The following is a 16,297-nucleotide window of genomic DNA, read 5'->3' as shown; positions in this document are numbered from 1 at the left end:
AAAACAGCCAATTTCATGGATACCCGCCTGACAATGCTCACCCAGTGGGTCAGAGACCTTCCCGGTTTTGACCAGGCGACACCCGAGCCAGTATCCGGGGACGCGAGCTTCCGCCGCTACTTCCGCGTCAGCGGCGACCCTCATGGCACCGGGCCACAACCCTATATCGTGATGGATGCGCCGCCCGAGCATGAAGACTGCCACCCCTTCGTAGCTATTGCCCATCACTGGCGCAGCCTTGATATCGCTGTGCCGGACATCGTCCACGAAGACCTGACCCGGGGGTTCCTGCTGCTGGAAGACTTCGGTGACGCCCTGATGCTCAGCGCCGTGAACCACACCAACACTGACCGGCTTTATGGCGCGGCAATGGATGAACTGGTCCGCATACAGCAGGCCGACGACGCACCCGACTACCCACTTCCCGCTTATGACATCGCCCTGCTGGATCGGGAAATGGCCTTGTTTCCGGACTGGTTGCTGACACAACAATTGGGGCTGACTCTCTCCAACGGCGAACGCGCGCTGCTGGACACCACCTTCGCCTTCCTGCGTGAGAGCGCCCTGGCCCAACCGAACGTGGCAGTGCACCGTGACTACCATTCCCGCAACCTACTGGTCCGCCCCGGCAACACGAGGCCCGGCGTAATCGACTTTCAGGACGCGGTGCGCGGCCCGGTCACTTACGATCTGGTATCGCTATTGAAAGACTGCTATATCCGCTGGCCGGAAGAACGCATCGACCAGTGGACAGACCATTTTCGCGTACTCAGCGCCGAGGCCGGCCTTCACAAGGCTGACAGGGACACCTTCCGCCAATGGCTGGAGCTCATGGGCATGCAGCGCCATCTGAAAGCTGCGGGCATCTTTGCCCGGCTGGCCATACGTGACGGCAAAACCGGCTTCCTGAAGGATGTTCCCCGTACCGTGGGCTATCTGGTGGAGGCCAGCAGCCGTCAGGCCGCCCTGCGCCACTTCCACGAATGGCTCACGGAAACCGTGGTGCCACCCATTGAGCAACGGATCGGCCCTGTGGAGACATTCGGCCAGTGAAAGCGATGATTCTCGCGGCCGGCAAAGGCGAGCGCATGCGGCCGCTGACCCTGACCACTCCGAAGCCGCTCCTGTCTGCCGGCGGTAAGCCGCTGATCGTGCACCACCTGGAACGGTTGAAAGCCGCTGGTTTCCGGGAAGTTGTGATCAACCATGCCTGGCTGGGCACACAGATCGAAACGGAACTGGGTAACGGTAGTAATGTCGGGCTGGCCATTGAATACTCGCGGGAAAGCGACCCCCTGGAGACCGCCGGCGGAATTCTCCACGCATTGCCCCTGTTAACCAGCAGCGGCGACGAGTGGTTCGTTGTGATCAACGGAGACATCTGGTGCGATTTTGATCTCGCGCAACTGACGCCACCCGAAAATGCAGACGCGTTACTGGTCATGACGGGTAACCCTGACCACAACCCAGCGGGCGACTTCTGCCTGCAAGCGGATGGTACGGTGATTGACAACGGCCCCGAAACGCTGACCTTTACCGGCATCAGCCTGCTAAACCGAAACCTGTTTTCAGGGTTGCAACCGGGCGCCCGGAAGCTGGCTCCAATCCTGCGAGATGCTATGACCCGGGGACGCGTCACAGGCATCCGTCACACCGGACACTGGATGGATATCGGTACACCGGAACGGCTACGCGAGCTGGATCGGATGCTTAAGGAAGGCGGGGGCTGAGCCATGACCTCTGAGACCAGAGACAATAACCTGCCCGCACGCATGGAAGCGGAGTTCAGTGAGCTGCTTGGAGAGCTGACCGCCTGCGGCCACCAGGCCAACGAATTGCTGGTCAGAACCCGACTGCCGCGTTGGTGCCGCCGGAGCCTGTTCTTTTTCCTGGGCTACATCGCCAAATCGGAAGGACGGGTTACGGAGAAAGACATCGGTTTCGCCGAAACCCTGATGAAGGCCCTGAAACTCTCCGGTCGCCAGCGGCGCAAAGCCATTGACAATTTCCGCAAGGGCAAGAGCGCTGAGCGCATCCCTACCCTGAAAGCCCTGCGCCTGCGACTGACCCACAGAATCTGGCCTTCGCCCTCGCTACGCGTTGCCATCTGCCTTTGCCACGCGGCGCAGCTGCAGGGACGCCCCGAGAAGCCCCGCCGCTATCGCTGCGAAGACGCCATTGACCAGATGGGGCTGCCGATCAGAGTCAGCGATGACATTCTCGAAAGTTACGCCAGCAAGGTCTGGATCACCGAACCGGAAGGCCAGCCACGGCCCTCCAGCTTCGAGCAGGCCTGCCAGGTCCTCGGCGTTACCCGCCGTGACAGCCGCGAGGTTATCAAACGGGCCTACCGGAAGAAGGTGTCTGAATGCCACCCGGACAAGCTGGCACAACAGAAGCTGAGCCCGGCGGAACTGACCAGGGCGAAAGACCGCCTTCTTCGCTACCAGCAGGCCTGGGAACTGATCAGCCAGCGCCTTTCGGTTTGAATCCGACATTTTGAGTTCGACGCCAAGCTTGCTAGACTTCGGCATCAGTATCACTTATTGAAGGCATGCCCACGGACCAGCGGCGTGCAAGACCCACTGAAAAGGAACATTCCCATGGGTAAGAAACTCATCCTGCTCGGCGACATCGGAACCGATCACCAAGGCTTCCCTCCAACCCCCGTCATTACCGGCAGCGCTACCGTGCTGATCGACGGCAAGCCCGTTGCTCGACTCGGCGACCAGCTCGCCATGCACTCCAAGCCCAAGCATCCACCACACCCCCGCACCATCGCAGTTGGAAGCCCAACCGTGCTGATTGAGGGCAAGCCGGCCGCTCTGACCGGCGATGCTGTGAGCTGTGGTGGAGTTGTCATCGGCTCATCCACCGCCGTGGGTGGCTGATCATTTCCTAGCGTTCGGAGGCAAGCCAGGCTGAGACGCGATTGGTAAGCGCTTGCGCCTCCCTGGGCTGTGGCTGTTCAGCCATTGCGACAGGTTGTCGGGAGTAGCCTGCAATCCCTGCCCGCCGGAATGCAGCCTCCCGTTGCTTTGGCGACCTTTGAGTCGCGCCCCCGGCGTCCAACGAGCTGCGGGCACTGTAAAGCTCCAGCACTTTCAGCGCGCCAGACTCACCAAGTGACTCCGCCAGGGCTTTCGAATCGCTCTGATCAAACACCGGCGCAATCCAGACCAGCGCCGACACATCCTGCCCCCCGCTGGCCGTGGCCGCGTGGGTGACATGACCAGCCGCCCGGCCGACGCCAGCCATGGCCACCCGGCTGTAACCACGACCAACCAGGTTGCCAACCGCCGCAGCCAGGGCCTTCTGGATGCGGGCGCGGTACTGGCTTGCCAATGCCTCGACATCCTCACTGGCCATCACATCAATCATCACCGACTCGTCGTCCACAGATTTTTCGCTCGTTTCATCGGCGGCGTCCGTTTCCGGCATGCCAGCGTCTTCGGGTGACCCGAAGTCCCGTTGTCGACGCGCTTCCTGTAGCTCATACGGCGGTGTCTCAAGCCCGACCACCATGACGGCCCAGCCGGCACGTGCCATCGGTTGCCGCAGGGCGGCAGCCAACCCGGAGGCGGGTGATTGCCCCTCATCGGCAAGAATCACCAGTGCGCCCTTCGCGGGGGTCTCGGATTCTGGCTCAAACAGGGCCAGCACAGGCTCTTCTTCCGGCGGTTCCAGCCATATTGACGAGTCCGGCCAGATTCTGGCGATTGCATCCGAATCGAGCCCCGTCGATATCAACGGCCTTTCAACAGCCGCCCCGGCGGGTTTTTCAGCTTCCTGGCCGGTCGGGTTGGCACTCTGGTCCTGCGCGTCTTTCTGCGCCTGCGCCAACGCTGGCGGGGCCCAAAAAGCAATAAGGCAGGCCAGGATGACCAGACCCTGCGTAACCGTTTTTTCAATCCATCTGCTCACAGGCTGTCACTCATTCCGTGCGAAAAATCACCATCAAACTGGTAGACTAGCAGCTTTGCGGCCCAGCAGCTTTTTGCAGCCTTTTGCAGAGAGAACCGCTGTACGCGCCATCATCGATATCACTATCAATACGTTCAAGAGAGCCGTCATGAACCCTTTCCAGATTGCCCCGTCCATCCTCTCAGCCGATTTTGCCCGACTGGGCGAGGAAGTCGATAACGTACTGGCCGCCGGCGCCGACATTGTCCACTTCGACGTCATGGACAATCACTACGTACCCAACCTCACCATCGGCCCCATGGTCTGCGAAGCATTGCGCAAACACGGGGTTACCGCTCCAATTGACGTGCACCTGATGGTATCGCCGGTAGACGACTTGATCCGGATGTTCATTGATGCCGGCGCCAGCTACATCACCTTCCACCCGGAAGCCTCCAAACACATCGACCGTTCCCTGCAGTTGATTCGTGAAGGTGGGTGCAAGGCGGGCCTGGTGTTCAACCCGGCCACACCACTGCACTACATTGATCACGTGATGGATAAGCTGGACATGATCCTGCTGATGTCCGTAAACCCCGGTTTCGGCGGCCAGAAGTTCATTCCAGGCACTCTCGACAAACTGCGTGAAGCCCGCAAGCGCATTGATGCCAGCGGCCGCAATATTCGCCTGGAAATCGACGGTGGCGTGAAAACCGACAACATCCGCGAGATCGCCGAGGCTGGCGCCGACACCTTCGTGGCCGGCTCCGCCATCTTCAACACCGACGACTACAAGACCACCATCGACGGAATGCGGGCGGAACTGGAACTGGCCCAAAAAGGCCTGAACCAATGAGCCTGGCGGGGCTATTCAACCAGCGCTGGCCGGGGGTTGCCCTGTTTGACCTGGACGGCACACTGGTAGACAGTGCCCCCGATCTGGCGGCGGCCATTGATGCCATGCTGGAACAGTTAGGTCGCCGCAAGGCCGGCATCGACAACGTGCGCCAGTGGGTCGGCAACGGTGCCGGCGTGCTGGTACGCCGCGCCCTGGCAGGCCAGGCGGACTGGGAACCAGTCAGCCCAAAGGACGACGCCCTGTTCAACGATGCACTGACCATGTTCTACCATGCCTACGAAAACCTTAATGGCCGGCATGCCGTACTCTACGGCGGCGTGGAGGACTGCCTGACCCGTCTTGCCGCCCACGGCTGCCGCATGGGCATCGTCACCAACAAGCCGGAACAGTTTGTGGCACCGTTGCTCGAGCAGATGGGCATAGAACACTGGTTCGATATCAGCATCGGTGGAGACACCCTGCCGGTGCGCAAACCAGACCCGCAACCGTTGATCCATGCCATGACCGAATTGGGCGGCACCCGGGGCACCACGGTGATGGTGGGCGATTCGGTCACCGACATCAGCGCGGCCCTGGCAGCAGGCATTCCTTCGGTGGCGGTACGATACGGCTACAATTACGGGGCGCCCGTGGATTCGCTCGGCGCGGATGCCGTTGTTGATTCCCTGGCCCAGCTTTTGTAATCTCACAGGATATTGATTTGAAACCTTCAATTCGGGAGATTCCTGCCGTGCAGGGACTGAGTCTGATGACAGCGCGTGGCGTACTGACAACCCGCGCGACACGATGGTGGCGATGGCGCACCGGCTGAATGCCGCCCGAAAGTCCTCCATACAGATCAGATTCAGGAACCGTTATCATGACACCCGAGCAATTCGCCGAGCTCGCCAAGGCCGGCTTTAATCGTATCCCCGTATACCGCGAAGTCCTTGCCGATCTGGACACGCCCCTGAGCACCTATTTCAAGCTGGCCAGCGGCCCCTATTCCTACCTGTTTGAATCCGTCCAGGGCGGTGAAAAGTGGGGCCGCTATTCCATCATCGGCCTGCCAAGCCGGGAAGTTCTAAAGGTCTATGATCACACCGTCACCATTACCCGCGAGGACAAGGTGATCGAAGAAACCACGGTCGACGACCCACTGGCCTTTGTGGAAGACTACCAGGCCCGCTTCAACGCGCCGGACCTGGAGGAGTTGCCCCGCTTCAATGGCGGCCTGGTTGGCTATTTCGGTTATGACACCGTGCGTTACATCGAAAAGCGCCTGCGCAACACCTGCCCGCCGGACAAGATCGGCACGCCCGACATCCTGCTGATGGTGTCCGACGATGTGGTGGTGTTCGACAACCTGCGCGGCAAACTGCACCTGATTGTCCATGCCGACCCAAATCAGGAGGGCGCCTACGAACAGGCACTCCAGCGAATTGACGACCTGGAGTCCCGCCTGCACCGGCAGACGGCCAACGCGCCCCGCACGCCGGAACATCTGCGCGGTAAAACCGTGGATGAGAGCGACTTTATTTCCGGGTTCAACCAGGAAAAATTCGAAGCGGCCGTCGGCCACATCAAGGAATACGTGCTGGACGGCGACGTGATGCAGACGGTGATCTCGCAACGCATGTCGATTCCATTCGAGGCGCCACCGCTGAACCTGTATCGCTCTCTGAGGGTGCTGAACCCGTCCCCCTACATGTATTTCCTGGATCTGGGAGACTTCCAGATTGTCGGCTCCTCGCCGGAAATCCTGGCACGGGTGGAAGATGACGAAGTCACTGTGCGCCCCATCGCCGGCACCCGAAAGCGTGGCGCCACCGATGCCGAGGACCGGGCCATGGAATCGGAACTGCTGGCCGACCCCAAGGAAATCGCCGAGCATCTGATGCTGATCGATCTGGGCCGCAACGACGCTGGCCGGGTGTCTGAAACCGGCACGGTGAAGCTGACGGACAAGATGATTGTGGAGCGTTACTCCCATGTGATGCACATCGTCTCCAACGTCACCGGTCGTCTGAAAGACAACACCAGTTGCCTGGACGTGTTGCGCGCCACCTTACCCGCCGGCACCCTGAGCGGTGCCCCCAAAATTCGCGCCATGGAAATCATCGACGAACTGGAGCCGGTGAAGCGCGGTGTCTATGGCGGCGCCGTGGGTTACCTGTCGTTCAACGGCAACATGGATACCGCCATTGCCATCCGCACGGCGGTAATCAAAGACAACACCCTGCATATTCAGGCAGGGGCCGGCGTGGTGGCCGACTCGGTGCCCCGCCTTGAGTGGAAGGAAACCATGAACAAGGGCCGCGCGATTTTCCGCGCCGTCGCCATGACCTACAACGATTTCGACCACTGAGGCGGAGGATAAGATTATGTTGCTGATGATCGATAACTACGACTCCTTCACCTACAACGTGGTGCAGTACCTGGCCGAGTTGGGCGAAGATGTTCATGTCTACCGCAACGACGAGATCACCGTGGAGGGCATCGAAGCCCTGAAACCGGAGCGCCTCGTTGTCTCTCCCGGCCCCTGCACGCCCAACGAGGCCGGCATTTCCATGGCCACCATTCGCCACTTTGCCGGCAAGTTGCCGATTCTGGGCGTTTGCCTCGGCCACCAGGCCATCGGGCAGGTATACGGCGGGAAGGTTATTCGCGCCGGGCAGGTGATGCACGGCAAGGTATCTGCGGTCTACCATAAGGACCAGGGCATTTTCCGTGGCTTGAGCAACCCGCTGAAGGCGACCCGCTATCACAGCCTGGTGATCGACAAAGACACCCTTCCGGATTGCCTTGAAGTCACTGCATGGACTCGCAATGACGATGGCTCGGTGGAAGAAATCATGGGCGTTCGGCACAAAACACTGCCCATCGAAGGTGTACAGTTCCATCCAGAGTCTATTATGACGGAACAGGGCCATGAGCTGCTGCGCAACTTTCTGAAGACACGATAAGAGGCCACCACATGGACATGAAAGAAGCACTGAACCGCATCGCCTCCAACCTGGACCTGTCCACGGAGGAGATGAAGGACGTTATGCGCATCGTCATGAAGGGTGAAGCCACCGATGCGCAGATTGGGGCCTTTCTCATGGGGCTGCGCATCAAGAGCGAAACCATCGACGAAATCACCGGCGCCACCGAAGTCATGCGGGAACTGGCCACCCGCGTGACGGTCAACGCCGACCCACTGGTGGATATCGTGGGCACCGGCGGTGACGGTGCCAACTTGTTCAACGTATCCACCGCGGCGTCTTTTGTGGTCGCCGCAGCCGGTGGCTTTGTGGCCAAGCATGGCAACCGTGCCGTGTCCTCCAAGAGCGGCAGCGCGGACCTGCTGGAAAAGCTGGGTATCAACCTGCAGATGGCGCCTGAGGAGGTTGCACGCTGCGTGGAGGAGATCGGCGTTGGCTTCATGTTCGCCCCGGCCCATCATGGCGCCATGAAACACGCCATTGGCCCTCGCAAGGAACTGGGTTGCCGTACCCTATTCAATATCCTTGGCCCCATGACCAACCCGGCCAGCGTCAAGCGCCAGTTGATCGGTGTGTTCACGAAAGAGCTGTGTCGCCCCATGGCGGAGGTTCTGCACCGCCTGGGTGCCGAACACATTATGGTGGTGCACTCGAAGGATGGCCTGGACGAAATCAGCCTGGCCAGCGCCACCCATGTGGCGGAGCTGAAAAACGGCGAAGTCACTGAGTACGACATCACCCCGGAAGACCTGGGCATCAAGAGCCAGGCGCTGGTTGGTCTCACGGTGAATACCGCCGAGGACTCCCTGAAACTGATCCGTGCCGCGTTCGGTCGTGGTCATGATGAAATGGCTGAGAAAGCGCGGGATCTTATCGCCCTGAACGCCGGCGCAGCAATTTATGTGGCAGGCCTGGCGAAGACGACGGCGGAAGGCGTGGAGATGGCGCTGGACGCCATGGGCTCAGGCTTGGCAGCCGGCAAGATGTCCGAGCTTGCTGACTTTTCGCAGTGTTTCTAATACGAGCCTGACAATGACTGACAGACATCTGGACAAGACGCCTACCATCCTGCGAAAGATCGTTGATCGGAAGTGGGAGGAAATTGATGAGCGTACGCGCAGGGTTTCTATTGGCGATCGGAAGGCCATGGCTGGCAATCAACCGCCAGCGCGGGGCTTTGCGAGCGCCCTTCGCCGACGCATCGAACAGCAAACGCCTGCGGTCATTGCCGAGATCAAAAAAGCCTCCCCCAGCAAAGGCATTCTCCGCGATCCGTTTGTTCCCGAGGCCATCGCCGAAAGCTATGAAAAAGGCGGTGCCGCCTGCCTGTCAGTACTCACTGACAAGGATTTCTTCCAGGGTCATGAAGACTACCTCCAAGCCGCCCGCGCCGCCTGCAGCCTGCCGGTCATCCGCAAGGACTTCATGGTGGCGCCGTATCAGGTCTACGAGAGCCGGGCTATTGGCGCCGACTGCATCCTGCTGATCGCCGCCTGCCTGACCAGGGACCAGATGCAGGAGCTGGAAGGCATCGCCCATGAAATTGGCCTGGACGTGCTGGTCGAGGTTCACGACGGCGAGGAAATGGACGATGCCCTCACCCTGAAAACACCGCTGGTGGGCATCAACAACCGCAACCTGCACACCTTTGAGGTCTCGCTGGATACCACCTTCGACCTGCATGAACGGATTTCGGCCGACCGCCTGACGATCACCGAAAGTGGCATCATGACCCGGGCCGATGTGGAGACCATGACCAACCGGGGTATCTACGGCTTCCTGGTGGGCGAGTCCTTCATGCGGGCCGAAGAACCTGGCAAGAAACTGCAGGAGCTGTTTTTTTAGGAGGGCTTACGCAAAGCTCGAACAAGTCAGCGGGCATGGGTTGAGCACGGACTAATCCTCAGCCAACGCCTCCTGCAGCAACGCCAGCAAATGCGCCGGCATCCCTTCGGCCAGCTTCAGCGCGGCTTCATGCCCACGCGGAGACATCTTGCCCCAGGTACGGCGGACAATGCGCAGCCATTTCTCCCGGTCGTAATCGGCTTTTTCCTCATAGAAATCCGCGAAATAGCGTTCTAGGAAGACCATGCAGGCAACGTCTTCCAGCAGCTGTGTGTCTGCGTCCTTGCGCAACTCCCGCTTGGTCAGGATGGTTTCCACCTTCTGGCATTCTTCCTGTGGGTAGCCACATTCCTCCATGATTCCGGCGGCCCGGCGGCCATGCATGCGGCCACAGGCCTGGCGCCATTCGTAATAGGCCTTGCGACCTTCCGGGAAATCGCTACGGGGGATGGTCCAGCGCTCGATGTGCTGGGCGCGGCAGGCAATCTGCATGCGTTCGGAGGGCTGCGGCTCAAGCTCAAACAGCCAGCGGGTCATGTGCTGGCTGTAGGCGTATTCCTTGGGCAAGGGTATTCCGCCAACCTGCTCGATGTTGGGGTCTGCACGGTTGGCGGTATCGATTCTATCAAGAACACAGGCCAGTAGGGTCTGTTGGGTCATCGGGTCATACCTGGGCGGAAGGACGTTGCTTGATGCGATCATACCAGGCCTGGAGGTTGGCCTGCTCCGGCTTGATGCGAATATCCACCACACGGGCGAAGGCCACCGTGGTAAAGGCATTAATATCCGCGGCCGTGAACCGGTCGCAACAGATGTATTCCCTGCCATCCAGATGCTTGTTCAGGAAGTGCATGAATTTTTCCACCGACGTGCGGCACTCCTCACCCCATTCCTTGATCGGGTTCATGCGGTCCTTGAAATAGCCGCTGGTATGCTGAAAACACATACCGGTGGGAAGGAAAAAGGAGAACTCGATCCACCGCAGCCACTGTTCCACCTGCGCTTTCTCCAATGCTGTGTCCCCAAGCAGGGTTGGCGCATCCGGATAGCTTTCTTCGAAATAGCGGCAAATCGCCATGGTTTCGGCGATGCAGGTGCCGTCGTCCAGTTCCATCACGGGTACTTTCTTCATGGGGTTCCTGGCCGCGTACTCCGGCGTCAGGTTCTCACCCTTCTGCAGATCGATCTCAACAAACTCAGCCTTGTCCAACAGGCCCTTTTCAGACATGAACATCCTTACCCGGCGTGGGTTGGGCGCTGTCTTGGTCTCAAAAATTTTCATTGTTATCGACTCCAATCCAAAAAAGTAACTCGGGGTGAATCTGAGGAATTGTGTAGAAGACTGACGCGGAACACCGGTTGCGTCAAGCAACCGTAATCATTTGGGCAGCCAGTTTTTTATCTGCTGGATGACCCATTCAGGGTCGTCCATTGGCAGGTCATGGCCGGCGGACGAATGGACTTTCAGCGTCCATTGCCAACGCTGCTCAAACACCTTACTGCAGCTCCAATGGACAATACGGTCACCCTTGCTGGCGAGTACAAGTGCGTTCGGCAGAGGGCGTTGAGGCAGGGGTTTGTAGGCCATCGCCGCTTTCATCTGGGCATAGGCGTTGGCATAGCTGACTGGCCGCTGGCGCTGGATGCTGTACCAGTGTTTCATGACATCGAGGTCGACCGGTCGATTGCTCGTCAACCGCAGAACATCCACCTCACGATCGAACAGTTCCCGGCGCGTCAGGAGGCGAACGATACGAGGCCAGGCCCTCGGACGCATCCGTCGCCAGGGCAGGCTGAATCCGGAACTCGTGTTGATCAGCACCAGGTTCTGAATTTCACCCTCGGTGACATGCTGAGCCCAGTCCAGGGCGACCATCCCGCCCATGGACAAAGCGATGAGATTGTATGGCGCTGGAATGTGACCAACACTGCGGCGAACCTTCTCCCGGATCTCCGCGATACGGTCAGGGCTGGAATCCTTGAAGTGCACGCCCGTGCCCGGAAGATCAACCAGATGAAACTGATGACCGGGAAAGGCTTCCTCAAGCCTGTGGGGAAAAGAGCCCCAGTGTGACTGCTCCCGGGTCAGTCCGCGCAACAGAATCCAGTGCATTGTCAGTGATGATCCCTGTACCAGTGGGCGATGGCGGCCTCCCTTAGCATGGACGCCTCATCCGAGTGCGGCAACCAGTTTTCGTGATGGGCGGCGGCGCTGACCAGGAAATCGATAAAGGTCAGGTGACTTCGCAGTACGCGCCGATGGCGATGGGGTACCAGCGGATTGAAAAAGCCGTCCAGTCGCAGCAACTGTCGTGGGCGCTTCTTGATCCATCGCCAGGAGCCCAGTTCCAGGGTAAGGGGAATAAAGGCGCCCTCACCGCTGCGGTTGATCTTCTTGTAGAAATAGTCCCACAGATCGCCGTGGGTCAGGTAATGACGGGACTGGGGCTCGAAGCGATAGTTGTGTTCCGGCCAGGCCTGCTCCCAGATCAGCTTCAACGCCATCACCGATTCGATCCGTCGCATGGGGCGACGACGGTAGGCATAGGGGAACCAGATCTGGTCCTGCCAGCCGAAACCGGAATGACAGTCCAGCGCGACACTGAAAGGACGGCCTGGCAGGAGCTCCGAGATCACCGACTCAAGGGCCTGGTTCTCCGCTTCCATACCCTGCTCGGGATCACCAATGAACCACGGCAGGCGCGGAGAGAAGCGCTGCCCGCCCAACAGGAACGCACTGCGGTCCTGGGCGGTGATCGGTGCGTTGCGCATCAGGTCGACCCCGTTGGGATTGCTGCGCTGATTCAGGTACATGCCGCCAGGGTTGAGGATGGGCAGCAGGGTAACCCGCACTTTTTTCAGCAGGGCCTGGAGATGCCCGTCCCAGGACATCCTTGCCAGCAGATTGCGCAACCAGGCCATGACGACTTCGCTGCCGATGCGTTCAAGACCGTGAACGCCACCCACCAGCATCACCACTGGCGCATCGGGCGCCTCGCTGCCGAGGTCTACCCGGTAGATCGGCAGGTCAATGTGTTTCAGCGCAACCCGAGAGAGCGTCTTCACAGTAACCTGTCCCGGCGCTTCCGCCAGCACACGCTCAAGACGAATCATCTCCGGCAGAAAGGTTCTCAGCAGATGGCGTTGGCGGCTATCCCGACGGGCCTGTTCGGCAGGAATAGCAGAATGGGGGGTCAGTTTGCGCAATTCAGTCATGGGGCTCTCCCGTTTCAGACAACCCTTCAAACTACTGCTGAATTGCTTCAGTTCGTTGACACTGGGGCTCAAAACACCGGAAAGCATGTGCATTTTCTGGCGACATTTTACATGAATGGCTTGTAACTCACGCTCAGGGCGTTACTCTAAAGATACGTAGTAACCGAGGTCACAACATTTGTCTTGCCCTCTGAAAACGCAGTATCAATACGGCGTCTTCACCTCTAGAGCGGTCTTCAGAACCGCTCCAGCGGATCTGTTTCCGCGTATTTTCAAAATCCATAAGGAGAACCAATCATGCGAAAGCTAACGCCAGTCGCGCTGCTTTGCGCGATGTCCGTGCCTGCACTTGCTCAGGCCGATTGCGGTGAAGTTTCCATCACCGAAATGGGCTGGGCATCCAACACGGTTGTCACCAGCGTCGCCAAATTCATCATGGAGCAGGGGTACGGCTGCGATGTCACCGTGGTTCCCTCCGACACCGTCCCCGCTGTTACCTCGGTCGCCGAAAATGGTGAACCGGACATCGTTACCGAACTGTGGCTCAACTCCGCAGGTGAGGCCTACCTGGAACTGGAAGAACAGGGCAAGATCGAGCGCCTGACAAAAGTACTGGAGCCCGGTGGCGTTGAGGGCTGGTGGATTCCAACTTACCTGGCCGAGAAGCACCCGGAACTGACCACCATCGAAGGTGTCATGGCTAATCCGGAACTGGTGGACAACCGCTTCAACAATTGCCCAAGTGGCTGGGGTTGTCGTGTGGTCAGTGACAACCTGGTTAGGGCGCTCGACCTGGAAAACTCTGGCATTGAGGTGTTCAACCACGGTTCCGGTGAAACCCTGGCCTCGTCCATGGCCTCCGCCGTGCAGTCTGAAGAGCCCTGGTTTGGCTATTACTGGGGCCCCACTGTCCCGCTCGGCAAGTTCGACATGACCCGCGTCGAACTGGGTGATTACAAGCCGGAGGTTCATACCCGTAATCAGACCCAGGAAGCGGACAACCCTGGCGTGTCTGAATTTCCTGCCGCCACCGTACTGACATCCGTGACCACGGACTTCAAGGATCGTGAGCCGGAAGTCGCGGAAATGCTCAGCAAGCTGACATTCAAAACCGACACCATGAGCGCCCTGTTGGCGTGGATGGATTCCAACAACGCGTCTGCAGAAGAAGCGGCCGTGTATTTCCTGAGCAACAACAGCGACGAGTGGTCAAGCTGGCTGAACGATTCGGCCAAGAAACGCCTGGCTTCGGTGCTGGGAGAGTAATCTCTCCACCTACCCTGACAGGGCCGTCTCCCGGCCCTGTCAAACCGAACAGGCGAACTCACATTACCCATTTTCATCTGAACGCTTCTGGGAACTGACCGCAAATGGCGACCTACGATTTCGTGTTTTCATCACTGGGTCTGGAAGACTGGTGCTCTGACGGCCAAAGTGATGCCCCCATGTCGATGGCGGCGTTGCTGCAAAAAACCAAAGGAACGGACGCCGAAGCAGAGTCACTATGGGACCTGCCTTTTCCATCCATGGACGCGCTTAACGAGTCCTGTGCGGCCTTCCCCAAATCCAGGGAACTGACAAAAGGTCTTGAAGAGGGCTTCCTGTCCATCAAGGACAGTCTGAGTGTTGTTCTGGACCCTTTGACCCAACCACTAAGCTGGTTTCTGGACGGGACACTCTACGGCATGCTGAACACGCCCTGGTGGATCGTGATACCGGCGCTGCTGGCCGTGGTGTTTGTCGTCACCAAATCCTGGAAACTGGTGGGATTTGTGGCGGGCAGCCTGGTTCTGCTGGCCTTTATTGACTACTACCAGTATGCGATGGAGACGCTGTCGATCATCTTTGTCTGCGCGTTCCTCTGTGTGCTGCTGGGCGTGCCCATCGGCATTGCCATGTCCCGCAGCGACATGATGCAGCGCCTGACCATTCCCGTGCTCGACATGCTGCAGACACTGCCGCCCTTTGTGTACCTGATTCCGCTGATCTTCCTGTTCAGCGTGACCGAGTCCAAGCTCTACGGCATTGCCATCATCCTGTACGCCATTGTGCCGGTCATCCGTCTCACCAACCTGGGTATCCGCCTGGTGGACAAGGATGTAATCGAAGCCGCTGACGCCTTCGGGATGACCAGCCAGCAGAAACTCTTCAAGGTCCAGATTCCACTGGCGCTGCCCAACATTATGGCGGGTGTAAACCAGACCATTATGATGAGCCTGGCCATGGTTGTTATCGCTTCCCTGGTGTCGGCACCGGGGCTCGGGGTGCTGGTGCTTCAGGGCATTCGCAACCTGGAGCTGGGTGTCGGGCTGGTTGCCGGCCTTGGCATCGTGATTCTGGCGGTGATCCTTGACCGGGTAACCAAGGCCTCACTGGCGCGCATCAACGCCTCACAGAAACAGTAAGGGAGCGAATCGTGGACCGGGATATCAAGATTTCCATCCGGAACCTCTACAAGATTTTCGGCCCCATTCCCGATGTCGCCCTGGCGTATGTGCGCCGGGGTATGGGAAAGGCCGAACTGCTGGAAAAGCACAACCACGTACTGGGTCTCCAGGATATCAACGTGGATATGCGAGAAGGCGAGATCACCGTCATCATGGGTCTGTCGGGCTCAGGCAAGTCCACGTTGATACGCCATCTCAACCGGCTGATCGAACCCACTGCGGGTGAGATCAAGGTGGATGGCAAAAACGTACTCGCCTTCGACGAGGACGGATTGCGGAAGCTGCGGCGTGAACAAATGTCGATGGTTTTCCAGAAATTCGCCCTGCTTCCCCACAAGACGGTGCTGGAGAACGCCGGCATGGCGCTGCTGGTAAGAGGCCATACGGTGCGGGACTTCGAGGACGAAGCCAAGAAATGGCTCGCCCGGGTGGGGCTGGAAGGCAACGAAAACCAATACCCGCACCAGCTATCCGGCGGTATGCAGCAGCGCGTGGGCATTGCCCGGGCACTCGCATCCAACTCGCCCGTGATGCTGATGGACGAGGCCTTCTCCGCCCTGGACCCGCTGATTCGCTCCGACATGCAGGACCTGCTGCTGGAGTTGCAGGAGGAACTGAAGAAAACCGTGGTGTTCATCACCCACGATCTGGACGAGGCGCTAAAGCTGGCTGACCACCTGGTTATCCTCAAGGACGGACACATCGTCCAGCAGGGCGAACCCCAGGAAATTCTCATGCATCCCAACGATCCGTACATTACGGATTTCATCAGCGACATCAATCGTGCACGGGTTCTGAGAGTGCGTTCCGTGATGGCAAAAACCACGGAACCCCCCGCTGACAGTGCCGGCGACATTTCCGATCGGGACAACCTGGAGTCGGTGATCGCAAGGTCCGACGGCGATACCGACCTTGTCTATCGGGTGGTCAAAAAAGGCAACCAGGTAGGCATTCTCGAGATGAAAGAACTGGTCAAGGCACTGGTGCCGGTCGATGCATCGGAAGGAGACAATCGCAGCCGTTACTGATCGGGGGCCATCCCGGTGGAGGTGGGCTCCTGG

The 16,297-nt window shown here is 59.1% G+C and carries 18 protein-coding genes; 13 read left to right on the top strand and 5 right to left on the bottom strand.

The window, feature by feature from the left end; all coding sequences use genetic code 11:
• The first annotated feature begins 15 nt into the window (after positions 1–15).
• The 4 genes from SIC19_RS12620 to SIC19_RS12605 all read left to right on the top strand — a co-directional run bounded on the left by SIC19_RS12620 (position 16) and on the right by SIC19_RS12605 (position 2,891).
• Positions 16–1,053, top strand: coding sequence for an aminoglycoside phosphotransferase family protein (locus SIC19_RS12620; protein ID WP_127401891.1), 1,038 nt, complete (start codon positions 16–18; stop codon positions 1,051–1,053).
• Entirely contained in the window at positions 1,050–1,730 is a 681-nt protein-coding gene (murU, locus tag SIC19_RS12615; RefSeq protein WP_127401892.1) for an N-acetylmuramate alpha-1-phosphate uridylyltransferase MurU, read from the top strand. The genes SIC19_RS12620 and murU overlap by 4 nt, the downstream gene beginning before the upstream one ends.
• 3 nt (positions 1,731–1,733) lie before the next feature.
• The gene (locus tag SIC19_RS12610) at positions 1,734–2,489 is read left to right on the top strand and encodes a DnaJ domain-containing protein (protein WP_127401893.1); all 756 of its coding nucleotides are present in this window, start codon (positions 1,734–1,736) and stop codon (positions 2,487–2,489) included.
• 114 nt (positions 2,490–2,603) lie between these two features.
• Positions 2,604–2,891, top strand: a complete 288-nt coding sequence (locus tag SIC19_RS12605; RefSeq protein WP_127401894.1) for a type VI secretion system PAAR protein — start codon at positions 2,604–2,606, stop codon at positions 2,889–2,891.
• Between the two features lie 7 nt (positions 2,892–2,898).
• Here SIC19_RS12605 and SIC19_RS12600 read toward each other — a convergent pair whose 3' ends face one another.
• The gene (locus tag SIC19_RS12600; RefSeq protein ID WP_127401895.1) at positions 2,899–3,924 is read right to left on the bottom strand and encodes a DUF3530 family protein; all 1,026 of its coding nucleotides are present in this window, start codon (positions 3,922–3,924) and stop codon (positions 2,899–2,901) included.
• Between the two features lie 148 nt (positions 3,925–4,072).
• Between SIC19_RS12600 and rpe the strand changes: the two genes are divergently transcribed.
• From rpe to trpC, 6 genes are all read left to right on the top strand, one after another.
• Positions 4,073–4,759 (top strand): ribulose-phosphate 3-epimerase, encoded by a 687-nt coding sequence (gene rpe, locus SIC19_RS12595; RefSeq protein ID WP_127401896.1) that lies wholly within the window; start codon positions 4,073–4,075, stop codon positions 4,757–4,759.
• Positions 4,756–5,445, top strand: coding sequence for a phosphoglycolate phosphatase (locus tag SIC19_RS12590; RefSeq protein ID WP_127401897.1), 690 nt, complete (start codon positions 4,756–4,758; stop codon positions 5,443–5,445). The genes rpe and SIC19_RS12590 overlap by 4 nt, the downstream gene beginning before the upstream one ends.
• Positions 5,446–5,621: 176 nt before the next feature.
• Entirely contained in the window at positions 5,622–7,109 is a 1,488-nt protein-coding gene (trpE, locus tag SIC19_RS12585) for an anthranilate synthase component I (RefSeq protein WP_127401898.1), read from the top strand.
• Between the two features lie 16 nt (positions 7,110–7,125).
• The gene (locus tag SIC19_RS12580) at positions 7,126–7,707 is read left to right on the top strand and encodes an aminodeoxychorismate/anthranilate synthase component II (RefSeq protein ID WP_036210957.1); all 582 of its coding nucleotides are present in this window, start codon (positions 7,126–7,128) and stop codon (positions 7,705–7,707) included.
• Between the two features lie 11 nt (positions 7,708–7,718).
• Positions 7,719–8,747 carry an anthranilate phosphoribosyltransferase gene (gene trpD, locus SIC19_RS12575; protein ID WP_127401899.1) on the top strand — a complete coding sequence of 343 codons (1,029 nt, stop codon included), beginning with the start codon at positions 7,719–7,721 and terminating at the stop codon, positions 8,745–8,747.
• Positions 8,748–8,760: 13 nt separating this feature from the next.
• The gene (trpC, locus tag SIC19_RS12570; RefSeq protein WP_075194227.1) at positions 8,761–9,573 is read left to right on the top strand and encodes an indole-3-glycerol phosphate synthase TrpC; all 813 of its coding nucleotides are present in this window, start codon (positions 8,761–8,763) and stop codon (positions 9,571–9,573) included.
• A gap of 51 nt (positions 9,574–9,624) precedes the next feature.
• Here the strand turns inward: trpC and SIC19_RS12565 are convergent, their stop codons facing one another.
• The 4 genes from SIC19_RS12565 to SIC19_RS12550 all read right to left on the bottom strand — a co-directional run bounded on the left by SIC19_RS12565 (position 9,625) and on the right by SIC19_RS12550 (position 12,789).
• A complete protein-coding gene (locus tag SIC19_RS12565; protein WP_127401900.1) occupies positions 9,625–10,233 on the bottom strand; it encodes a DUF4202 domain-containing protein in 609 nt (202 codons plus the stop codon).
• Positions 10,234–10,237: 4 nt separating this feature from the next.
• Positions 10,238–10,855, bottom strand: a complete 618-nt coding sequence (locus SIC19_RS12560; protein ID WP_036210943.1) for a glutathione S-transferase family protein — start codon at positions 10,853–10,855, stop codon at positions 10,238–10,240.
• A 96-nt stretch (positions 10,856–10,951) separates the two neighbouring features.
• Positions 10,952–11,686, bottom strand: coding sequence for an alpha/beta fold hydrolase (locus SIC19_RS12555; RefSeq protein WP_127401901.1), 735 nt, complete (start codon positions 11,684–11,686; stop codon positions 10,952–10,954).
• A gap of 2 nt (positions 11,687–11,688) precedes the next feature.
• The gene (locus tag SIC19_RS12550; RefSeq protein WP_085678757.1) at positions 11,689–12,789 is read right to left on the bottom strand and encodes a M14 family zinc carboxypeptidase; all 1,101 of its coding nucleotides are present in this window, start codon (positions 12,787–12,789) and stop codon (positions 11,689–11,691) included.
• 297 nt (positions 12,790–13,086) lie between these two features.
• Here SIC19_RS12550 and SIC19_RS12545 point away from each other — a divergent pair, with 297 nt between their 5' ends.
• The 3 genes from SIC19_RS12545 to SIC19_RS12535 all read left to right on the top strand — a co-directional run bounded on the left by SIC19_RS12545 (position 13,087) and on the right by SIC19_RS12535 (position 16,264).
• A complete protein-coding gene (locus SIC19_RS12545; protein ID WP_127401902.1) occupies positions 13,087–14,055 on the top strand; it encodes an ABC transporter substrate-binding protein in 969 nt (322 codons plus the stop codon).
• A gap of 104 nt (positions 14,056–14,159) precedes the next feature.
• A complete protein-coding gene (locus tag SIC19_RS12540; RefSeq protein ID WP_091642485.1) occupies positions 14,160–15,194 on the top strand; it encodes an ABC transporter permease in 1,035 nt (344 codons plus the stop codon).
• An 11-nt stretch (positions 15,195–15,205) separates the two neighbouring features.
• Entirely contained in the window at positions 15,206–16,264 is a 1,059-nt protein-coding gene (locus SIC19_RS12535; RefSeq protein ID WP_036210930.1) for a betaine/proline/choline family ABC transporter ATP-binding protein, read from the top strand.
• The last annotated feature ends 33 nt before the right edge of the window (positions 16,265–16,297 follow it).

Source organism: Marinobacter sp. MIT930201 (assembly GCF_047122665.1).
Lineage (GTDB): Bacteria > Pseudomonadota > Gammaproteobacteria > Pseudomonadales > Oleiphilaceae > Marinobacter > Marinobacter salarius.
This window is presented reverse-complemented; position numbering and strand designations above follow the sequence as displayed.

Bases quoted from the DNA above. Each gene is read 5' to 3' on its own strand.
- SIC19_RS12620 (WP_127401891.1), top strand. From the start codon at position 16: ATGGATACCCGCCTGACAATGCTCACCCAGTGGGTCAGAGACCTTCCC.
- SIC19_RS12610 (WP_127401893.1), top strand. From the start codon at position 1,734: ATGACCTCTGAGACCAGAGACAATAACCTGCCCGCACGCATGGAAGCG.
- SIC19_RS12605 (WP_127401894.1), top strand. From the start codon at position 2,604: ATGGGTAAGAAACTCATCCTGCTCGGCGACATCGGAACCGATCACCAA.
- rpe (WP_127401896.1), top strand. From the start codon at position 4,073: ATGAACCCTTTCCAGATTGCCCCGTCCATCCTCTCAGCCGATTTTGCC.
- SIC19_RS12590 (WP_127401897.1), top strand. From the start codon at position 4,756: ATGAGCCTGGCGGGGCTATTCAACCAGCGCTGGCCGGGGGTTGCCCTG.
- trpE (WP_127401898.1), top strand. From the start codon at position 5,622: ATGACACCCGAGCAATTCGCCGAGCTCGCCAAGGCCGGCTTTAATCGT.
- SIC19_RS12580 (WP_036210957.1), top strand. From the start codon at position 7,126: ATGTTGCTGATGATCGATAACTACGACTCCTTCACCTACAACGTGGTG.
- trpD (WP_127401899.1), top strand. From the start codon at position 7,719: ATGGACATGAAAGAAGCACTGAACCGCATCGCCTCCAACCTGGACCTG.
- trpC (WP_075194227.1), top strand. From the start codon at position 8,761: ATGACTGACAGACATCTGGACAAGACGCCTACCATCCTGCGAAAGATC.
- SIC19_RS12565 (WP_127401900.1), bottom strand. From the start codon at position 10,233: ATGACCCAACAGACCCTACTGGCCTGTGTTCTTGATAGAATCGATACC.
- SIC19_RS12560 (WP_036210943.1), bottom strand. From the start codon at position 10,855: ATGAAAATTTTTGAGACCAAGACAGCGCCCAACCCACGCCGGGTAAGG.
- SIC19_RS12555 (WP_127401901.1), bottom strand. From the start codon at position 11,686: ATGCACTGGATTCTGTTGCGCGGACTGACCCGGGAGCAGTCACACTGG.
- SIC19_RS12550 (WP_085678757.1), bottom strand. From the start codon at position 12,789: ATGACTGAATTGCGCAAACTGACCCCCCATTCTGCTATTCCTGCCGAA.
- SIC19_RS12545 (WP_127401902.1), top strand. From the start codon at position 13,087: ATGCGAAAGCTAACGCCAGTCGCGCTGCTTTGCGCGATGTCCGTGCCT.
- SIC19_RS12540 (WP_091642485.1), top strand. From the start codon at position 14,160: ATGGCGACCTACGATTTCGTGTTTTCATCACTGGGTCTGGAAGACTGG.